Origin of the sequence: Leclercia sp. UBA1284, assembly GCF_002308415.1 — a bacterium.
GTDB lineage: Bacteria > Pseudomonadota > Gammaproteobacteria > Enterobacterales > Enterobacteriaceae > Enterobacter > Enterobacter pneumoniae.
The window spans coordinates 1,545,545-1,563,437 of the sequence record NZ_DBUS01000006.1 but is presented as its reverse complement, the minus strand read 5'-3'; the positions used below and the strand labels follow the sequence as shown (position 1 = coordinate 1,563,437).

General features: G+C 53.8%; 14 protein-coding genes and 1 pseudogene. 7 read left to right on the top strand and 8 right to left on the bottom strand.

Going from position 1 to position 17,893, the window contains the following annotated elements; all coding sequences use genetic code 11:
• Nucleotides 1-143 precede the first annotated feature (143 nt).
• Nucleotides 144-1,760, top strand: coding sequence for a peptide ABC transporter substrate-binding protein (locus tag B3511_RS10745; protein WP_212475774.1), 1,617 nt, complete (start codon nucleotides 144-146; stop codon nucleotides 1,758-1,760).
• A 73-nt stretch (nucleotides 1,761-1,833) separates the two neighbouring features.
• Here B3511_RS10745 and B3511_RS10740 read toward each other — a convergent pair whose 3' ends face one another.
• Nucleotides 1,834-3,066 carry a GGDEF domain-containing protein gene (locus B3511_RS10740; protein ID WP_286782297.1) on the bottom strand — a complete coding sequence of 411 codons (1,233 nt, stop codon included), beginning with the start codon at nucleotides 3,064-3,066 and terminating at the stop codon, nucleotides 1,834-1,836.
• 776 nt (nucleotides 3,067-3,842) lie between these two features.
• On the opposite strand from B3511_RS10740, the gene B3511_RS10735 reads away from it, so the two are divergent.
• From B3511_RS10735 to dbpA, 4 genes are all read left to right on the top strand, one after another.
• Entirely contained in the window at nucleotides 3,843-4,985 is a 1,143-nt protein-coding gene (locus B3511_RS10735) for a methyl-accepting chemotaxis protein (RefSeq protein ID WP_286782295.1), read from the top strand.
• Between the two features lie 123 nt (nucleotides 4,986-5,108).
• Nucleotides 5,109-6,092: a zinc transporter ZntB gene (zntB, locus tag B3511_RS10730; protein WP_040078480.1), complete on the top strand. Its 984-nt coding sequence runs from the start codon at nucleotides 5,109-5,111 to the stop codon at nucleotides 6,090-6,092.
• Between the two features lie 274 nt (nucleotides 6,093-6,366).
• A complete protein-coding gene (locus B3511_RS10725; RefSeq protein ID WP_072039506.1) occupies nucleotides 6,367-6,549 on the top strand; it encodes a hypothetical protein in 183 nt (60 codons plus the stop codon).
• Nucleotides 6,550-6,577: 28 nt separating this feature from the next.
• Nucleotides 6,578-7,951, top strand: a complete 1,374-nt coding sequence (gene dbpA, locus B3511_RS10720) for an ATP-dependent RNA helicase DbpA (RefSeq protein WP_046885238.1) — start codon at nucleotides 6,578-6,580, stop codon at nucleotides 7,949-7,951.
• 43 nt (nucleotides 7,952-7,994) lie between these two features.
• Here dbpA and ttcA read toward each other — a convergent pair whose 3' ends face one another.
• Together ttcA and B3511_RS10710 are read right to left on the bottom strand one after the other, a co-directional pair.
• Nucleotides 7,995-8,930 (bottom strand): tRNA 2-thiocytidine(32) synthetase TtcA, encoded by a 936-nt coding sequence (gene ttcA / locus B3511_RS10715; protein ID WP_040075403.1) that lies wholly within the window; start codon nucleotides 8,928-8,930, stop codon nucleotides 7,995-7,997.
• 11 nt (nucleotides 8,931-8,941) lie between these two features.
• Nucleotides 8,942-9,183: pseudogene (locus B3511_RS10710) on the bottom strand (hypothetical protein); the annotation flags it as partial.
• Nucleotides 9,184-9,714: 531 nt separating this feature from the next.
• Between B3511_RS10710 and B3511_RS10705 the strand changes: the two are divergent.
• Entirely contained in the window at nucleotides 9,715-10,137 is a 423-nt protein-coding gene (locus tag B3511_RS10705; protein WP_046885239.1) for a GFA family protein, read from the top strand.
• Nucleotides 10,138-10,174: 37 nt separating this feature from the next.
• On the opposite strand, the gene B3511_RS10700 is transcribed toward B3511_RS10705, so the two are convergent.
• The 3 genes from B3511_RS10700 to nifJ form a co-directional block, all read right to left on the bottom strand.
• Complete coding sequence (locus B3511_RS10700; protein WP_046885240.1) at nucleotides 10,175-10,387, bottom strand: KTSC domain-containing protein; 213 nt, start codon at nucleotides 10,385-10,387, stop codon at nucleotides 10,175-10,177.
• Between the two features lie 188 nt (nucleotides 10,388-10,575).
• On the bottom strand, nucleotides 10,576-11,685 hold the full coding sequence (gene ompC / locus B3511_RS10695; RefSeq protein WP_286782290.1) for a porin OmpC: 1,110 nt from the start codon (nucleotides 11,683-11,685) through the stop codon (nucleotides 10,576-10,578).
• A gap of 363 nt (nucleotides 11,686-12,048) precedes the next feature.
• Nucleotides 12,049-15,573, bottom strand: a complete 3,525-nt coding sequence (gene nifJ, locus B3511_RS10690) for a pyruvate:ferredoxin (flavodoxin) oxidoreductase (protein ID WP_286782288.1) — start codon at nucleotides 15,571-15,573, stop codon at nucleotides 12,049-12,051.
• A gap of 268 nt (nucleotides 15,574-15,841) precedes the next feature.
• On the opposite strand from nifJ, the gene B3511_RS10685 reads away from it, so the two are divergent.
• A complete protein-coding gene (locus B3511_RS10685) occupies nucleotides 15,842-16,108 on the top strand; it encodes a DUF333 domain-containing protein (RefSeq protein WP_286782286.1) in 267 nt (88 codons plus the stop codon).
• On the opposite strand, the gene hslJ is transcribed toward B3511_RS10685, so the two are convergent.
• Together hslJ and B3511_RS10675 are read right to left on the bottom strand one after the other, a co-directional pair.
• Complete coding sequence (gene hslJ / locus B3511_RS10680; RefSeq protein WP_286782284.1) at nucleotides 16,109-16,522, bottom strand: heat shock protein HslJ; 414 nt, start codon at nucleotides 16,520-16,522, stop codon at nucleotides 16,109-16,111.
• Nucleotides 16,523-16,655: 133 nt separating this feature from the next.
• A complete protein-coding gene (locus B3511_RS10675) occupies nucleotides 16,656-17,645 on the bottom strand; it encodes a 2-hydroxyacid dehydrogenase (protein ID WP_040075411.1) in 990 nt (329 codons plus the stop codon).
• Nucleotides 17,646-17,893 lie beyond the last annotated feature (248 nt).

The window sequence follows — 17,893 nt, the reverse complement described above, 5'->3', positions numbered from 1 at the left end:
AAAACATCCGCTTAATCAAATAGTTTCGCCAGCCCGGGAAAACTGGCGCATATCATGTTTCCGGCGTAAGTTATTTGCATTTCACTGTTCTGAAACAAATAATTAGCCATCTGCTTGTTAGCCACTATTCCAGAGAGGATCTCATGAAGCATCCTGTTTCGCTGCTTACTTCTGCCCTGTTGCTGTGCGGCCTGTCATCCTGGTCCTTTGCGGCGGATATTCCTTCCGGCACGCAGCTGGCGCCGAGACAGGAGCTGGTTCGCCATATTAAAGATGAACCTGCATCACTCGATCCCGCCAAAGCCGTGGGGCTGCCTGAAATTCAGGTTATACGCGATCTGTTTGAAGGCCTGGTAAACCAGAACGAGAAAGGCGAGCTGGTACCGGGCGTTGCAACCCGCTGGCAGAGCAATGACAACCGGGTCTGGACCTTCACCCTGCGCGATAATGCCCGGTGGTCAGACGGCACCCCGGTCACGGCACAAGATTTTGTTTACAGTTGGCAGCGTCTGGTTGATCCGAAAACCACATCGCCTTTTGCATGGTTTGCTGCGCTGGCGGGCGTGACCAACGCTCAGGCGATCATTGACGGGAAAGCCACGCCAGACAAGCTCGGCGTGACGGCGGTAGATAACCACACCCTGCGCGTGCAACTGGATAAACCCTTGCCGTGGTTTGCCAACCTTACCGCCAGTTTCGCCTTCTATCCGGTACAAAAAGCCAACGTCGAAAGCGGTAAAGAGTGGACCCGCCCTGGTGCGCTGGTAGGCAACGGCGCGTTCGTGCTGAAAGATCGGGTGGTGAACGAGAAGCTGGTGGTCGAGCCCAATACGCATTACTGGGACAATGGCAAAACGGTACTGAAGAAGGTGACCTTTGTGCCGATCAATCAGGAGTCTTCTGCCACCAAGCGCTACCTGGCGAACGATATCGACATTACTGAATCTTTCCCGAAAAACCTCTATCAAAAGTTACTGAAAGATATTCCAGGGCAAGTCTATACGCCCCCTCAGCTAGGTACCTATTACTACGCCTTTAATACCCAGAAAGGGCCGACCGCCGATGCCCGGGTGCGTCTGGCGCTGAGTATGACCATCGACCGGCGCATTATGGCCGAGAAAGTCCTGGGTACGGGCGAAAAACCCGCCTGGCACTTCACCCCGGATGTGACGGCGGGCTTTACTCCGGAGCCGTCGCCGTTTGAGCAGATGTCGCAAGAGGAGCTTAACGCCCAGGCGAAAACCCTGCTTCAGGCGGCAGGCTATAATCCTCAGCGCCCCTTGAAGCTGACGCTGCTGTACAACACCTCTGAAAACCACCAGAAAATCGCCATCGCGGTGGCGTCGATGTGGAAGAAGAACCTCGGCGTGGATGTGAAGCTGCAAAACCAGGAGTGGAAAACCTACATCGACAGTCGTAACACCGGCAACTTCGATGTGATCCGCGCCTCGTGGGTAGGGGATTATAACGAGCCGTCGACTTTCCTCTCGCTGTTGACCTCCACCCACACGGGGAATATTTCACGCTTCAACGACCCGGCGTATGACAAGGTGATTAACCAGGCATCCATGGAGACCACCGCGAAGGCGCGGAATGCGGATTACAACGCCGCAGAGAAAATTCTGGCCGAAAAAGCCCCAGTGGCCCCGATTTATCAATACACCAATGGCCGCTTGATCAAGCCCTGGGTGAAGGGCTACCCAATCAATAACCCGGAAGACGTGGCCTACAGCCGCACGATGTATATTGAGAAGCACTGATGCGTAGCGGTTGCCTGTGAAGGTCAGGCAACCGCGCCTAATCAGAAGGGGGGCGTGGAACCGGGCTACCCCTTCAGGCGGCAAGCACCTTGTTACGCCCATCGTTTTTTGCGCGGTAGAGCGCATCATCCACCCGTTTGAAAAGTTCATCTATGTTCTCGTCCGGGTTGTGACGTGCGACACCAATACTGACAGTAAAGCGCGGCAAGCCGGGAAGGGCGATGTGAGCAATAGCGACGCGAAGAGTTTCTGCCAGTTGTAACGCCGCTTCCAGTGAAGTGCGGGGGAGCAGCAGGACAAACTCTTCGCCCCCCCAGCGGAAGACGTAATCGTCTTTGCGGCAACAACTCTCCAGCATCCTTGCAAGGGCAATCAATACCTCATCCCCCTTTTGATGGCCGAACATATCATTAATATCTTTGAAGTGATCGGTGTCCACCAGCAGCAGGCTAAACTCCTGCTGAAGCGGCAACTGGGCGGCGGTCGTTTTGTCGGTCAAACTATAGAACTGACGGCGGTTCAGCAGCCCCGTGAGCGAATCGCGAAGGGCGGCATGCTCAAGTTCCTGCTCCAGCCTTTTTTGCTCGGTAATATCGTGAATGATGCACAGCATCAACTTATCGCCATAGATTTCAATTGGCCCGGCGTAGGTCTGTACGTGGCGGGTGGTCCCGTTTGCGAGGCGATGGACAAAATTCAGCGGCTTATGTCCGCCGGGCAAGCGGGCGATTTCGTTCATGACTGGCAAGATGTTCCGGCCAAGGGTGTTGATCTCCCAGGTGTGTTTGCTGCACATCTCGTCATGGTTATAGCCGTAGAAATTGAGGGCCGCGACGTTGGCATCTACGATCTGGCCGTCACGGGCAGGATCGATCAGCAGCATCGGCGCGCTGTTAGTGAGGAAAAAGCGTGCATAAAAACCCTGTTTTTTGCGCTGATAGGTGGCCGAGCGGGTGGCTTTAAGCCCCGTCGCAGGCTGGGGAGGCAGACCTTCGAAGACAATCACTTCGCCATAAGGGGCAAAGAAGGCCAGCGACAGCCGGCAGCTCAGGGTGATCTGTTCGTCGCGAAGCAGGATAGTCCAGACCTCAACAATCTCCTGCTGCGCTTTCAAATCTGGAACATACATGGCCAGCGACGTTTGCGCATGGGCGCAGTAATTCCCCTTACGCAGCGCGTCAAACGTTGCCCCCTGCATAAACGTTTTCGCCACCGTATTGGCAAAAAGCAGGGTTTCTGTTTCCGCGGAGATCAACCAGACGGGCGTTTTAAGAATATTAAGCGCATCAAACTCAGGTAGCGACATAATTAAGTCCCATTTATCGGCACGCAGCCTGGACCATAACGGAAACGACACGCACGGGTTTCTTTGCAACATACTCTACTTCATACCATCAGGCATGATTTTTTTGTGAGACCCGCGCATGATTCTTATTTATTTTACTGACGGCTAACGTTTTGCTGTCGCCACGATCGGAGCTGAAAACCGGGTCTCCATCGCCACGTAATTAATCAATAAACGCGCGTTCGCGGTAAAACGTTGGGTCCGTACAGGGTCGCAATCACGAGATGATTAGCAGGGAGTCAGGATAGAACGGGGTGGTGGATGAGAACCGGAATAAAAACACTGTTTTATAAATTATTGCATCTCTGGCCAGCAGAAGTCGAAACAGTCTGGCAAATAATTGACCATTCGGTCAAAATATTATTTCTGGGTCTATACGTTATCGGTATTCAGCGAAAAATCTTTATCATTATTTGTAGCAGTACTGAAGAAACACGCCGTCTCGATAATACTTAAGCGTGACTAAATTAGGTTTAATCAACCCTGATTATTTTCATCAGTGAGACGTAGCACAATTAAAAACTACGTTGTTAAAAAATAACGATATAGTATATAGAGCGCATGCGTGCTGGAGTTTTTGCCGGTTAGTATTTATTAATGACAGATTATATTCTTACCTAACGCAAATTAACTGGTATGACCACCAAAGGAAGCAAGACCTTAAATTTGAGATGAAAAATAAAAAGGCGGGTGCTATAAACTCAATATCGACAAAAATATCGATTGCGGACTCTATTATGCTTAAAAACATTAGCGTAAGAACATTTGTTCTTGTTTATCTCGTGGGCGTCTTTTTAATATCCAATTTCCTGGTTGCAGTGTCTCCCGGTAAATTCACTCTACTGATCGCGTTGAACATTTTCTTCATCGTCGCTTTTTTACTGTTATTCACCTATTTGACACAATTTCTTGTGAAGCCGATCAATACTGTGAAAAAAAGTATTGAAGAAGTTACCGCGGGCAAACTGGGCGTAATCATTCCTGAGTTCGGTAATAATTGCGCCGGGCGATTAATCCCGGGCATTAACACGCTATCCGGCAATATCGCGACGCTGGTAAGTGAAATTCGTGCCTCTTCACAAACGGCGATGAGCCTGTCGGATCAACTGGCGGCGCGCAGCGCGGCCCTGTCGGCCAAAACAGAGCAGCAGTCGGCCTCGCTGGTAGAAACGGCGGCCAGCATGGAGCAGATGGCCGCCACCACGCGTAACACGGCAGACAACACCCGTCTGGCCAGCGAGCGGGCGAATGCTGCCACACAGCAGGCGAAAAAGGGGGGCGAGTTGATGGGGCAGGTGGCGAATAATATGAATTCGATAACCGAATGCGCTCAGCAGATGACCGAAATTATCTCCATGATTGACGGTATCGCTTTCCAGACCAATATTCTGGCCTTGAACGCGGCCGTAGAGGCCGCACGCGCCGGCGACCACGGTAAAGGCTTCTCGGTCGTGGCGGGTGAGGTACGTAGCCTGGCCCATCGCAGTGCGGAAGCGGCCAAAAACATTAAATCGCTCATCGACGTGACCAGCCATAACGTCAACCAGGGGGCGATGGTGGTGTCGGAGGCAGAAAAGAACATGCGCGATATCGTGAGCGGCTCGGGTCAGGTGAGCCAGCTAATGAATGAGATTTCGAACTCCACCAGCGAACAGGAGATGGGCATTGCGCAAATCACCCTTGCGCTGAGCGACCTGGAGAACGTGACCCAGAGCAACGTGGCGATGGTCGATGAACTCTCTGGCTCCTCTGCGGTGTTAAAAAATCAGGTGATTGAGCTGCAGGCCCGCACGCGTAACTTCCGTCTCGAGCAAGAGAATACGGAAAACTATGGCATGGATGGTCGACGATTAACCTCGCGAATGGGGCACTCTTACTAAAGATAAAGCCTGGTTCGCCAGGCATTTTTTATGAGCAAATTCAGCGCGATGCCAATGTAAATTGTTGCTTAACATGCCAGGGTGGCTAGACTGACAACAAGATAGATGAAAGGCGGAGGCGCTGTGGAAGGCATTAAAGGATCTGAAGTTAACGTTCCTGACGCGGTATTTGCGTGGATACTTGACGGAAAGGGGGCAGCAAGGCCGCTGGAAAACGACGATATCATCGATCGTGAACACCCTTGCTGGCTTCACCTGAACTACACGCAACCTGAGAGTGCTGACTGGCTGGCATCGACCCCATTACTCCCCAACTATGTGCGCGATGCGCTGGCTGGGGAAAGTCTGCGCCCGCGCGTTACGCGAATGGGTGAGGGTACCCTGATCACCCTGCGGTGTATTAATGGCAGCACCGATGAACGTCCCGATCAGCTGGTAGCGATGCGCGTGTATATGGATGAGCGGCTCATTGTCTCGACGCGTCAGCGCAAGGTACTGGCGCTGGACGATGTCATTAATGATCTGAAAGAGGGGACCGGGCCGGAAGATTGTGGTGGCTGGCTGGTGGATGTCTGCGATGCCCTGACCGAGCACGCCAGCGAGTTTATTGAAGAGCTGCACGATAAAATTATCGATCTGGAAGACAATCTGCTCGATCAGCAAATTCCCCCGCGCGGTTTTCTCGCGCTCCTGCGCAAGCAACTGATTGTGATGCGGCGCTATATGGCTCCGCAGCGCGATGTCTATGCGCGGCTGGCGAGTGAGCGCCTGAGCTGGATGAATGACGATCAGCGCCGGCGGATGCAGGATATCGCTGACCGTCTTGGCCGCGGGCTGGATGAGATTGACGCCTGCATCGCGCGAACCGCGGTGATGTCCGATGAGATTGCGCAGGTGATGCAGGAGTCGCTATCCCGGCGCACCTACACGATGTCGCTGATGGCGATGGTCTTTTTACCCAGTACCTTTTTAACCGGCCTGTTTGGCGTCAATCTGGGTGGCATTCCCGGAGGGGCATACCGCTTCGGTTTTTCAGTTTTTTGTATCATGTTAGTGGTTTTAATCGGCGGTGTTGCATGGTGGTTGCATCGCAGTAAATGGCTGTAAATTTACGCATTTCTCAGGTTGTGAAAAGCTTAAAACGCCATTTTACTTGAGCGAGGTCAAGAAACTGCCTGTCGTAAAGGTGCACTATTCGTTTCGCAGGTGAATGCAACGTCAAGCGATGGGCGTTGCGCTCCATATTGTCTTACTTCCTTTTTTGAATTACTGCATAGCACAATTGATTCGTACGACGCCGACTAAATTAGTCGGCTTTTTTTTGCCTGTCGTACAGCAGCGTCTACCCTAAAAGAGTCACTCCCAATGCCCGGAGGGTAAAATGACCTGTCTGTTAACACTGCTGCTCTGGCAGCCACAACAATCGGACCCGGTGCCTACCGACCCGGTACCTGTGCCCGAACCTATTCCGCGTCCGCAACCGATGCCGGATCCACCCCCTGATGAAGTTCCGATTAAAATGTCGCATCGTAAGGGCAGATCTGCGAGGATACGCGCCTGCTGACTGTGACTTTTTTAACGCGAGAATAATTGTGACCGCCTTTTCTACACTGAACGTACTGCCTGCCGCCCAACTCGATAATCTCAACGAGTTGGGCTACCTGACGATGACCCCTGTACAAGCTGCCGCGCTTCCGGCGATCCTTGAGGGACGAGATGTACGCGTGCAGGCGCAAACCGGCAGTGGTAAAACGGCTGCATTCGGTCTTGGCCTGTTACAGCACATTGATGCCTCGCTGTTCCAGACGCAGTCGCTGGTACTTTGCCCGACCCGGGAGCTGGCTGATCAGGTGGCTGGCGAGCTGCGCCGTCTGGCGCGTTTCTTGCCTAACACCAAAATTTTAACCCTCTGCGGCGGTCAGCCGTTCGGCGCCCAGCGCGACTCCTTGCAGCATGCGCCGCACATTATCGTTGCCACGCCGGGCCGTCTGTTGGATCACCTGCAAAAAGGGACGGTGTCGCTGGAGGCCCTGCAAACGTTGGTGCTTGATGAAGCCGACCGCATGCTGGACATGGGATTCAGCGAGGCCATCGACGAGGTGATCCGTTTTGCTCCTGCCTCTAAACAAACCCTTCTCTTTTCGGCGACCTGGCCACAAGCCATTGCGGCGATCAGTGGCCGGGTGCAGCAAAATCCACTGGCGATCGAGATCGACACTGTGGACGCGTTACCCGCCATCGAACAGCAGTTCTTTGATACCACGCAGCAGGGCAAAATCCCGCTGCTCCAGAAGCTGCTGAGCATTCACAAACCCGCCTCCTGCGTGGTGTTTTGTAATACTAAAAAAGATTGCCAGTCGGTGTGTGACGCCCTGACCGCGGCGGGCCAAAGCGCGCTCTCCCTGCATGGAGATTTAGAACAACGCGATCGTGACCAGACCCTGGTGCGTTTTGCCAACGGTAGTGCGCGCGTGCTGGTGGCGACGGATGTGGCGGCGCGAGGCCTGGACATCAAATCGCTGGAGCTCGTGGTGAACTACGAGCTCGCATGGGATCCCGAAGTCCATGTCCACCGTATCGGGCGTACTGCGCGTGCGGGAAACAGCGGGTTAGCCATCAGCTTCTGCGCACCGGAAGAGGCGCAGCGCGCCAACATCCTGGCGGAGATGCTGCAAATCAAACTGAACTGGGTCACAGCCCCGGCGAATGTCAGTATTACGCCGCTGGCGGCGGAGATGGCCACCCTGTGCATTGATGGCGGGAAAAAAGCCAAGATGCGTCCGGGTGATGTGCTGGGGGCGTTAACCGGTGACATTGGGCTGGAGGGTGCCGATATCGGGAAAATCGTTGTCCATCCCGCTCACGTTTATGTGGCAGTACGTCAGTCGGTAGCGCAGAAAGCCTGGAAACAGCTGCAAAACGGAAAGATTAAAGGCAAAACCTGCCGCGTTCGCCTGCTGAAATAAGCAGGGAAATCGCGTCTCAGCGCTTGTCTGAGACGCGTTGTTTTTATTTCACTTCAATGACGTTCAGGCGCATCTCATCCAGCTGTGCGTCATCTTCTTCCGGCTGCCATCCCGCCGGCTGCATCGGAATCTCTTCGCGGTCAAAGGCCAGATCGCCGCCGTTCACCACTTCCGAACCGTGCTTAATGCCTTTAAAGTCAAACAGGTTGATATCGCTAAGGTGCGACGGCACCACGTTCTGCATGGCGCTGAACATGGTTTCAATGCGACCTGGATAGCGTTTGTCCCAGTCACGCAGCATGTCGGCAATCACCTGGCGTTGCAGATTAGGCTGCGAGCCGCAGAGATTACACGGAATAATCGGGAAGGCTTTAGCCTCGGCAAAGCGCTCGATATCTTTCTCGCGGCAGTAGGCCAGCGGACGGATCACAATGTGCTTACCGTCATCGCTCATCAATTTTGGCGGCATGCCTTTCATCTTGCCACCGTAGAACATATTCAGGAACAGGGTTTGCAGGATGTCGTCGCGGTGATGGCCGAGGGCAATCTTGGTGCAACCCAGTTCGGTGGCAGTACGGTAGAGAATACCGCGGCGCAGGCGAGAGCAGAGCGAGCAGGTAGTTTTGCCTTCCGGGATCTTCTCTTTCACAATGCCGTAGGTATTCTCTTCAACAATCTTATACTCCACACCCTGCTGGTCCAGATATTCCGGCAGGATATGCTCCGGGAAGCCCGGCTGTTTCTGATCAAGGTTGACCGCGATCAGCGAGAAATTAACCGGGGCGCTCTGCTGGAGGTTTCGCAGGATCTCCAGCAGGGTATAACTGTCTTTACCACCTGACAGGCAGACCATGATGCGGTCGCCTTCTTCAATCATGTTGTAATCCGCAATGGCTTCGCCGACGTTACGACGCAGACGCTTTTGCAGCTTGTTCAGGTTGTACTGTTCTTTTTTACTAATATCTTGATTCTGTTGCATTTAAAAGTTACTCAGATATCAAATGGGGCACCAGTGGGGTAAAGCGCCGGTCTGGTCTTCAGCATTACCGCCTGTTCGCTATTGCTCTCATCTTCAAGAAAGCAAAGATTTCGTACACCCTCTGCGCATGAATGTGCCCCATCCGATTAACAATAAAAGACGGGTTAGCGCCTGCTGGTCATCACCAGCATGCGAAAGTGTGCCGTGTATGGTACGGATTGCGGCGACGAATGCCAGCATGTTTTAGCGCAGAACGTCACTCTTGCTTCCTGCGCAGCAAAATTTGTAAACGCTTCAGGAACGCATAAAGGGTAAAGAGCGTGCATCGCCTCTATTTTCTCTCACGCGTAGCGGGTAAAAATACGTGATCGAGGTCTGCTAAAAAGCGCGCTTTAAGGGGCACCATGATAAAAAAAAGCCCCCACAAGGAGGGCTACAGGAGTCTCAGTCTTAACGCTCTTTTTATTGATGTTTCCCCGGAGTTGGCATTCTCCGCATCAGAGTCATCAATAGCCTGGCAGCCTGGCCACCAACAACAAGCGTATGGCCTGGTGATTAGGACTTTCCTTACGTAGAACCTCACACATTAGCCCCCAAGCCCATTAATTACGACAAATTAAGCACCTGAGCGGCAATGCCTTGCCCAGCCAAAGTACAAGAAGGCGTTATGTCATGCCCTGCAGGCGGGCAGTAATCGCCAGCGCGTCTTACACTTAACCCGTACCGGTGGGGCCTGTCATAACAGGGTGCGCATTTTTAGCAGAGTTTCAACGAGGGGGATCCTATGGCAAATAAAGTGTCAGCGCAGTGCCACTGCGGCGCGGTGCAATTTACGGTTGAACTGTCGGATGGGTTTAACACCATCCGCCGCTGTAACTGCTCCTTTTGCCGTATGCGCGGCGCGGTAGTGGTCTCGGCACCGCTGTCGGGCGTGACGGTGCTGAAAGGCAAAGATAAACTGACAGAGTACCGATTTAACACGCGGACGGCGGCGCACTATTTTTGTTCAGTATGCGGCATCTACACCTTCCATCAGCGTCGTTCCAGGCCCGATCAATATGGCGTGAACGTGGCCTGCATTGAGTATGTTTCGCCGTTCGACTTCCCGGAAGTGGAGGTTTCGGAAGGGACCGTACATCCGAACGACGGCGGCGGTGGGCTGGCGGGAATACTCACCTATCGCCCGGTCCGCAGGCTGGCGGATTAGCCTGGAGGTTAAGGGCAGACGCACAGCGGAGGTGCGTTCACCGAAGCTTCGTCTCTTTAAACTTCCCTTTTACGACGCCATCATAGAAGCGACCTTTCGAGACGACGCTTAAAAAGTCGTTATAAATACGTACCGGCACACGCTGATAACGGTACGCGCTGCGATCGAGAAAACGAATCTCCAGCGTTTCGCTAAATGTATCGTAAGCAATAGACGCGATGCGTGAAGATTTGACGGTGTGATGATTCATAGCAAGGTCCCCTTTACTTCGAGGCAGAGGTGATAGTAATCCTGGCTCAATTCCCCCGGTTGACGCAACTAAAAAGAGTGCTTACGTGTTAAGCCTAAATATAAGGTTATGAACGGTGGGTGTGAAATAAGCAAAACTGATGGACTGCTATAAAATAATCGCCCGCGAGGATACGCGGGCGGCTGTTATCAGAACTGATAAACCAGACCGGTGGCGACGATATCGTCGGTACCTATGCCATTGGCAGCATAGAAGGCGTTGTCTTCATCCAGCAGGTTGATTTTATAATCAACGTAGGTAGACATATTTTTGTTGAAGTAGTAAACCGCACCCACTTCAGCATATTTCACCAGATCCTGGTCGCCCCAGCCGTGGCCCAAATCTTTCCCTTTTGACTGCAGATAAGAGACGACCGGACGCAGACCGAAATCGAACTGATACTGGGCAGTGACTTCGACGTTCTGGGTTTTATTGGCGACCGCGTCATCAAATTTGCCATACGGGGTCATATTACGGGTTTCAGAGTACATGGTCGCCAGATAAATGTTGTTGGCGTCGTATTTCAGGCCGGCGGTCCAGGCATCCGCTTTGTCACCGCCCGCCGTAGTACGGTTAATCTGCGCGTTGGTACGGTCAGAGGTGGTGTAGGCCGCGCCGGCGCTGATACCCATCCCGAAATCGTAGGTAGAAGAGATACCGAAGCCGTCCCCGTTTTCATGACGAATGTCGCGACCGTTATTGGTGCCTTCGTTCCCGTTGCCCTCATCTTCGTTGTTACCCTGATACTGCAGCGCTACGTTCAGGCCTTCAACCAGGCCAAACAGATCCGCATTGCGATAAGTCGCCACGCCGTTGGCACGGTTGGTCATGAAGTTATCTGCTTTGGAATAGCTGTCGCCACCGAACTCTGGCAGCATATCGGTCCAGGCCTCAACGTCGTACAGCACGCCATAGTTACGACCGTAGTCGAAGGTACCGTACTGGCCGAACTTGAGGCCCGCAAAGGCCAGACGCGTCCAGGACTGATTTTCAGACCCTTCGGTATTATTGGCCTGGACGTTATATTCCCACTGACCGTAGCCAGTCATCAGATCGTTAATCTGGGTTTCGCCTTTAAAGCCCAGACGGATATAAGTTTGATCGCCGTCAGCCCCTTTATCGTCAGAGAAATAGTGCAGGCCATCAACCTTGCCGTAGAGATCTAATTTGTTGCCATCTTTGTTATATATTTCTGCCGCATGAGCTGTGCTAGCCATTAAAAGGACAGGGATGATCGAAGCCAAAACTTTTCTTTTCATGATGACGAATCCTCAAGCTATATTTTATTATTTAATACGTGCTGAACCTTCCCGGCTGGAAAGGTGTCTCATGCTAATTCACTCGCTTGCGGAGTCACAAAGTATAATTGTTACTATGTAAGTAAAATCTCAAGGATATAATGCAGGGGAAATAATGATAAGTTACATGAATATATTGAAGTGGAGCTATGTGAAATAGGAATTATACCTGTTCCGTTAACTGTATTAGAATAGGCTGCGTTATATGCCCGTTGTTATTTCAATTCGTTGAGAATACGATTTAAAATTTTAAATCCTATCGTTTTCCAAATGGAACAGCCCGAAGACAAATCTTCGGGCTTTTTTTATACCGCTAAATAGGGATTACTCGCTCGGCGCTTTCTCCGCTTTACCGGCCATCTGCGCCAGGAAATCATAGCGTTTTTGTAGATCGGCGGCGGCGTCTTTCCAGAGCTGCTCTGCCACCTCCGGCTGCTGTGCGTTAAGACGCCGGAAGCGTTGCTCCTGCAATAGCGTCTCGGCCAGCGCGTCAGACGGGGGACGTGAATCCAGCGCCAGCGGCAGTTTACCCTCATCGGCGCGACGCGGATCAAAGCGATACAGCGGCCAGAATCCGGTTGCGGTAAGCTGGCGCATCTGGTCGTGGCTCAGCGCCAGATCGTAACCATGCTCTTCGCACGGGCTGTAGGCGATAATCAGCGACGGGCCTGGATACGCTTCCGCCTCCTGAATCGCCTTCACGGTCTGGTTAAGCTGGGCACCCAGCGAAATTTGCGCCACGTACACATGGCCATACATCATCATGCTGACGCCCAGGTCTTTGCGCGCTTTGCGCTTGCCATGCTCGCCAAATTTGGTCACAGCGCCCAGCGGCGTCGCTTTCGATGCCTGACCGCCGGTATTGGAGTAACACTGAGTATCCAGCACCAGAATGTTCACATTTTCCGTCAGGCTGAGCACGTGATCCAGCCCGCCAAAGCCGATGTCGTAGGCCCAGCCATCACCGCCGATAAGCCAGATCGATTTTTCCACCAGCGCGTCGGCATCGGTAAGGAGCTGTTCAGCCCCCGCAACGCCCTGAAGCGCACTGCGCAGCGCAGTAACCTGTTCACGACGCACGTCTGGCGTCGCGTCAGCGTGCAGCGCCGCGTTCAGATCAGCCGGGATGTTATCGGCAAACTGTTCCAGCAGGCGCATAACCCGCACCCGGTGCTGGTCTACGGACAGGCGGAAGCCCAGACCAAACTCGGCATTATCCTCAAAGAGAGAGTTTGCCCAGGCCGGCCCGCGGCCATTGGCATCGGTAGTGTACGGCGTGGAGGGCAAATTCCCCCCGTAAATAGAGGAGCAGCCGGTGGCATTGGCGATGAGCATCCGGTCGCCGTAGAGCTGGGTCAACAGCTTAATATAGGGCGTTTCACCGCAGCCGGAGCAGGCGCCGGAGTATTCAAACAGCGGCGTAATAAGCTGTGAGGTACGAATATCGATCCGCTCAAGCTGGTTGCGATCAATTTCCGGCAGGTTAAGGAAGAAGTCGTAGTTGGTTTTCTCCTCCTCGACGTGCTCCAGCCGGGACATCATATTGATGGCCTTGATCTCCGGGTTCTGGCGATCTTTAGCCGGACACACCTCAACGCAGAGATTACAGCCGGTGCAATCTTCAGGCGCGACTTGCAGCACATACTTCTGTCCACGCATGTCGCGGGATTTCACATCCAGTGAATGGAGGCTGGTCGGTGCCGTTTCCATCTCCTCAGGCGAGACCACTTTAGCGCGGATGGCCGAATGCGGACAGGCAGCGACGCAGTGGTTGCACTGCGTACAGAGCTCCTCTTTCCAGATCGGAATGGCTTCGGCGATATTGCGTTTTTCCCAGCGGGTGGTGCCCAACGGCCAGGTGCCGTCCGGCGGCAGCGCGGAGACGGGCAGGGCATCACCCAGACCTGCCAGCATCGCGGCGGTGACGGTTTTAACAAAGTCTGGTGCCGCATCCGATACCACCGGTGGACGGTGCGGACTGCTGGCATTTACCGCCTGCAACGGCACTTCCGCCAGCGATTCGCGGGCCAGCGCCAGCGCTTGCCAGTTGCGCTCCACCAGCTCCTGCCCCTTGCTGCTGTAACTTTTGGCAATCGCCCCCTGCAGTTCCATCAGGGCGCTGTCGCCTGGCAGAATATTTGTCAGGTGGAAGAACGCCATCTGCATCACGGTGTTAATGCGCGCCGCCAGACCGCACTCGCGGGCAATTTTTGCGGCATTCACCACAAAGAAGCGCGCTTTTTTCTGATTCAGCATGGCCTGCACGTCCTGCGGCAGACGCCCCCAGACCTCATCGGCGCTGTAGGGGGTATTCAGCAGGAAGATGCCGCCCGGTTTCAGGCGCTCCACCATCTGATATTTGTCGATAAACTGCAGCTGGTGGCAGCCAACAAAATCGGCCTGCGACACCAGATAGGCAGAGCGAATCGGCTCCTCGCTGACGCGCAGGTGCGAGACGGTTAACCCGCCTGCTTTTTTCGAGTCATAGACAAAATAGCCCTGGGCATACCAGGGGGTGGAATTACCAATGATTTTGATGTTGTTTTTGGTGGCCGACACGCTCCCGTCGCTGCCCAGACCGTAAAACAGCGCTTCAAGCTTCGCACGCGAGGGCAGGGTGTTTTCCGGTAATGGCAGAGAGAGGTGGGTTACGTCGTCGTAGATCCCCACGGTAAAGCGCGGCTTCGGCTTGCTGGCCTGCAGTTCGTTAAAGATTGCCAGCACGCAATCCGGGCCAAACTCTTTTGATGAAAGGCCATAGCGCCCGCCAATGACGCGCGGCAGTGTTTCGCGCTCGCCGCTGCTGAAGGCTTCCGCCAGCGCGGTCATCACATCCAGATGCAGCGGCTCCGCCTGCGCGCCGGGCTCTTTGGTGCGGTCCAGCACCGCCACGGCGCGTGCGCTCTCGGGCAGTGCGGCCAGCAGGTGTCGGGCCGAGAAGGGGCGATAAAGACGCACTTTTAGCACGCCCACTTTTTCGCCACGGGTCAGCAACTCATCGACCACCTCTTCACAGGTCCCGATGGCCGATCCCATGATCACTATCACGCGCTCCGCCTGCGGGTGACCGTAATACTCGAAGGGCTTGTACGCCCGTCCGGTGGCATCGGCAAAGTCGTTCATCGCCTGCTCCACGTGGTCGTACACCGCGTTGTACCACGGGTTGGTGGCCTCCCGGGACTGGAAATACGTATCCGGGTTTGCCGATGTACCGCGAATCACCGGGTGTTCCGGATTCAGCGCCCGGGCCCGGTGGGCATCGATCTCTGCCTGCGGCAACAGGCTACGGATGGTGTCGTCCGTAATCGACTTAATTTTGTTGATCTCATGCGAAGTGCGGAACCCATCAAAGAAGTGAATAAAGGGCACGCGGCTCTTCAGGGTGGCAATGTGTGAGATCAGGGCAAAGTCCTGCGCTTCCTGGACGCTGCCCGCGCAGAGCATGGCGCAGCCGGTCTGGCGTACGGCCATAACGTCGGAGTGGTCGCCAAAGATCGACAGGGCGTGCGTGGCGACGGTACGGGCCGCCACGTGCAGTACAAATGGTGTTAACTGTCCGGCCAGTTTGTAAAGCGTCGGGATCATCAACAACAGCCCCTGAGAAGAGGTAAACGAGGTCGACAGCGCCCCCGTCTGTAACGCCCCGTGTACCGCGGCGATCGCCCCGGCTTCTGACTGCATCTCAACAACGCGGGGCACATCGCCCCAGACGTTTTTTAAACCATTACCCGACCACGCATCGGCCTGTTCAGCCATCGTGGAGCTGGGGGTAATAGGGTAAATGGCGATCACTTCACTGGTGCGAAACGCGACGGACGCAACTGCGCCATTACCGTCAATAGTTTGCATAGGAGACACCCTTACATTGCGCAAAAAAGAGGGGACTCGCGCGCGATGACGAGCCCTGTAATTATCCTTTAATGTTAGCAAAGGTAGGGTTTTTCAATTTTCGCTTTTGTGTCCTGCGGAGTGGCTGCGTCCCCGATCAGATCAAGGTTTTGCCAAAAAATTGCGAGAAAATGTTTCGCGGACGCATAAATACGCGTATGCGGTCTCGACGCGAGCGGAGTGGGTGCCTATGATGGTTAGGTTTTGCCAATTCATGTGGGGAGAAGTTATGCGTGCAGCATTTTGGGTAGGGTGTGCCGCCTTGTTACTGTCGGCCTGTAGCAATGAACCTGTTCAGCAGGCCACCGCCGCGCATGTCGCGCCGGGGATGAGAGCGGCGATGTCCAACTCGGGACAAGCGAACTGCGCCATGATTGGCGGCTCGCTCTCGATTGCACGTCAACTGGATGGCTCGGCCATCGGCATGTGTGCCTTGCCCAACGGCAAACGTTGCAGTGAACAATCGCTTGCCGGCGGATCGTGCGGAAGTTACTGATTACTCCACACGTTTAAACATCAACGTCGTTTCTGCCGTCGCCAGGGTTAATTGATCCTGGGTGAGGTCAACCTGCGCGCCTTTGCGCAGCATAGTGCTGAGCGTATTATCCAGCTCATTCCGCTGAGGGTCGGTACAGAGTTTGCGCGTCATCGCCATCTCTTTGACCTTCAGTTCGCCCTCAGAGAGCTTCCCTTCACCGCTGAAGCGGTTACACATCACCCCGGATACGGCCATTTTCTCACCAAACGCGATTTCAGGTGGCGTGGCAGAGGGCTTTACGACGGTGCCGTTAACACTTTCCAGCACAAAGCGTTGGTTCTGTAACTGATCTTTTTGCACTGAGGCTTTCCCTGGGTTTACACAGCCGGTCAGGGTCAGGCTTAACAGCGTTACTGCAACGAGCGTTTTCATTTTGGTTCTCAACATTATTACTGCGAAATGCCTAACTCACATTCTATAAAGGATGTGAAAAATATCATCGGGCTTAATCTGAAAGCGAAAAGGCATTGTCCATATCTATGTATGAACAATGCCTTGCGGGACATTATACCAGCGCGTTCGGGCTCTCTTCCCCTTTGGCCAGCTGGCTGAGGTTACCAAGGGTGGTCTCAGAGATGCTGATCAAGGCTTCGGCCGTCAGGAAGGCCTGGTGGCCGGTGAACAGCACGTTATGGCAGGCCGACAGGCGACGGAACACGTCATCCTGAATCACGTCGTTTGATTTGTCTTCAAAGAAGAGATCGCGTTCGTTCTCGTAAACATCCATCCCCAGCGCACCGATTTTCTGCGTTTTCAACGCTTCGATCGCGGCCTGAGAATCGACCAGACCGCCACGGCTGGTGTTGATAATCATCACCCCGTCTTTCATCTGGTCGAAAGCGCTCTGATTGAGCAGGTGGTAGTTTTCCGGGGTCAGCGGGCAGTGCAGGGAGATCACATCGGACTGGGAGAAGAGCGTCGGCAGATCAACATACTCAACGCCGAGATCCAGCGCCGCTGCGCTCGGATAGGGATCAAACGCCAGCAGGCGCATACCGAAACCTTTCAGAATACGCAGTGCCGCTACGCCAATTTTACCGGTACCGACCACCCCCGCCGTTTTACCGTACATGGTAAAGCCGGTCAGACCTTCGAGGGAGAAATTCGCATCACGGGTGCGCTGATAGGCCCGGTGAATACGACGGTTGAGGGACATCATCATGCCAATGGCATGTTCAGCCACGGCTTCCGGAGAGTAGGCCGGGACGCGAACCACTTTCAGCCCCAGCTCTTTGGCGGCATCGAGGTCCACATTATTGAAGCCCGCACAGCGCAGGGCGATATACTTCACTCCCTGTTTCTTCAGCTCTTCCAGCACCGGTCTGCTTCCGTCATCATTGACGAAAATGCAGACGGCTTCGCAGCCGTGCGCCGTTTTGGCCGTTTTTTCAGTCAGCAGAAAGTCGAAAAATTCAAGCTCGAAGCCATACGCCTCGTTAACATGTTGCAGGTACTTTTTATCGTACTGCTTTGTGCTATATACCGCGAGTTTCATAGGACTTTCTCCAGTGATTTAACTTCATAGTAGCGTAATTAAAATAATTTTACATTTTATGAAAAATTATTGAAATCAATATCTTCTATGAATAATTCTAGAGCATCTTGGCGCCTGAACTCTATCAGATTAAAACAACAGGGTTTTATTCTACCACTCTCGCTTTACCCTAACGCATCAGCACACGCGGTTTACCGCTTCGGGTCAGAGCAACTATCCTTAAAACGCACCTGGCTTCAATCTGGCGG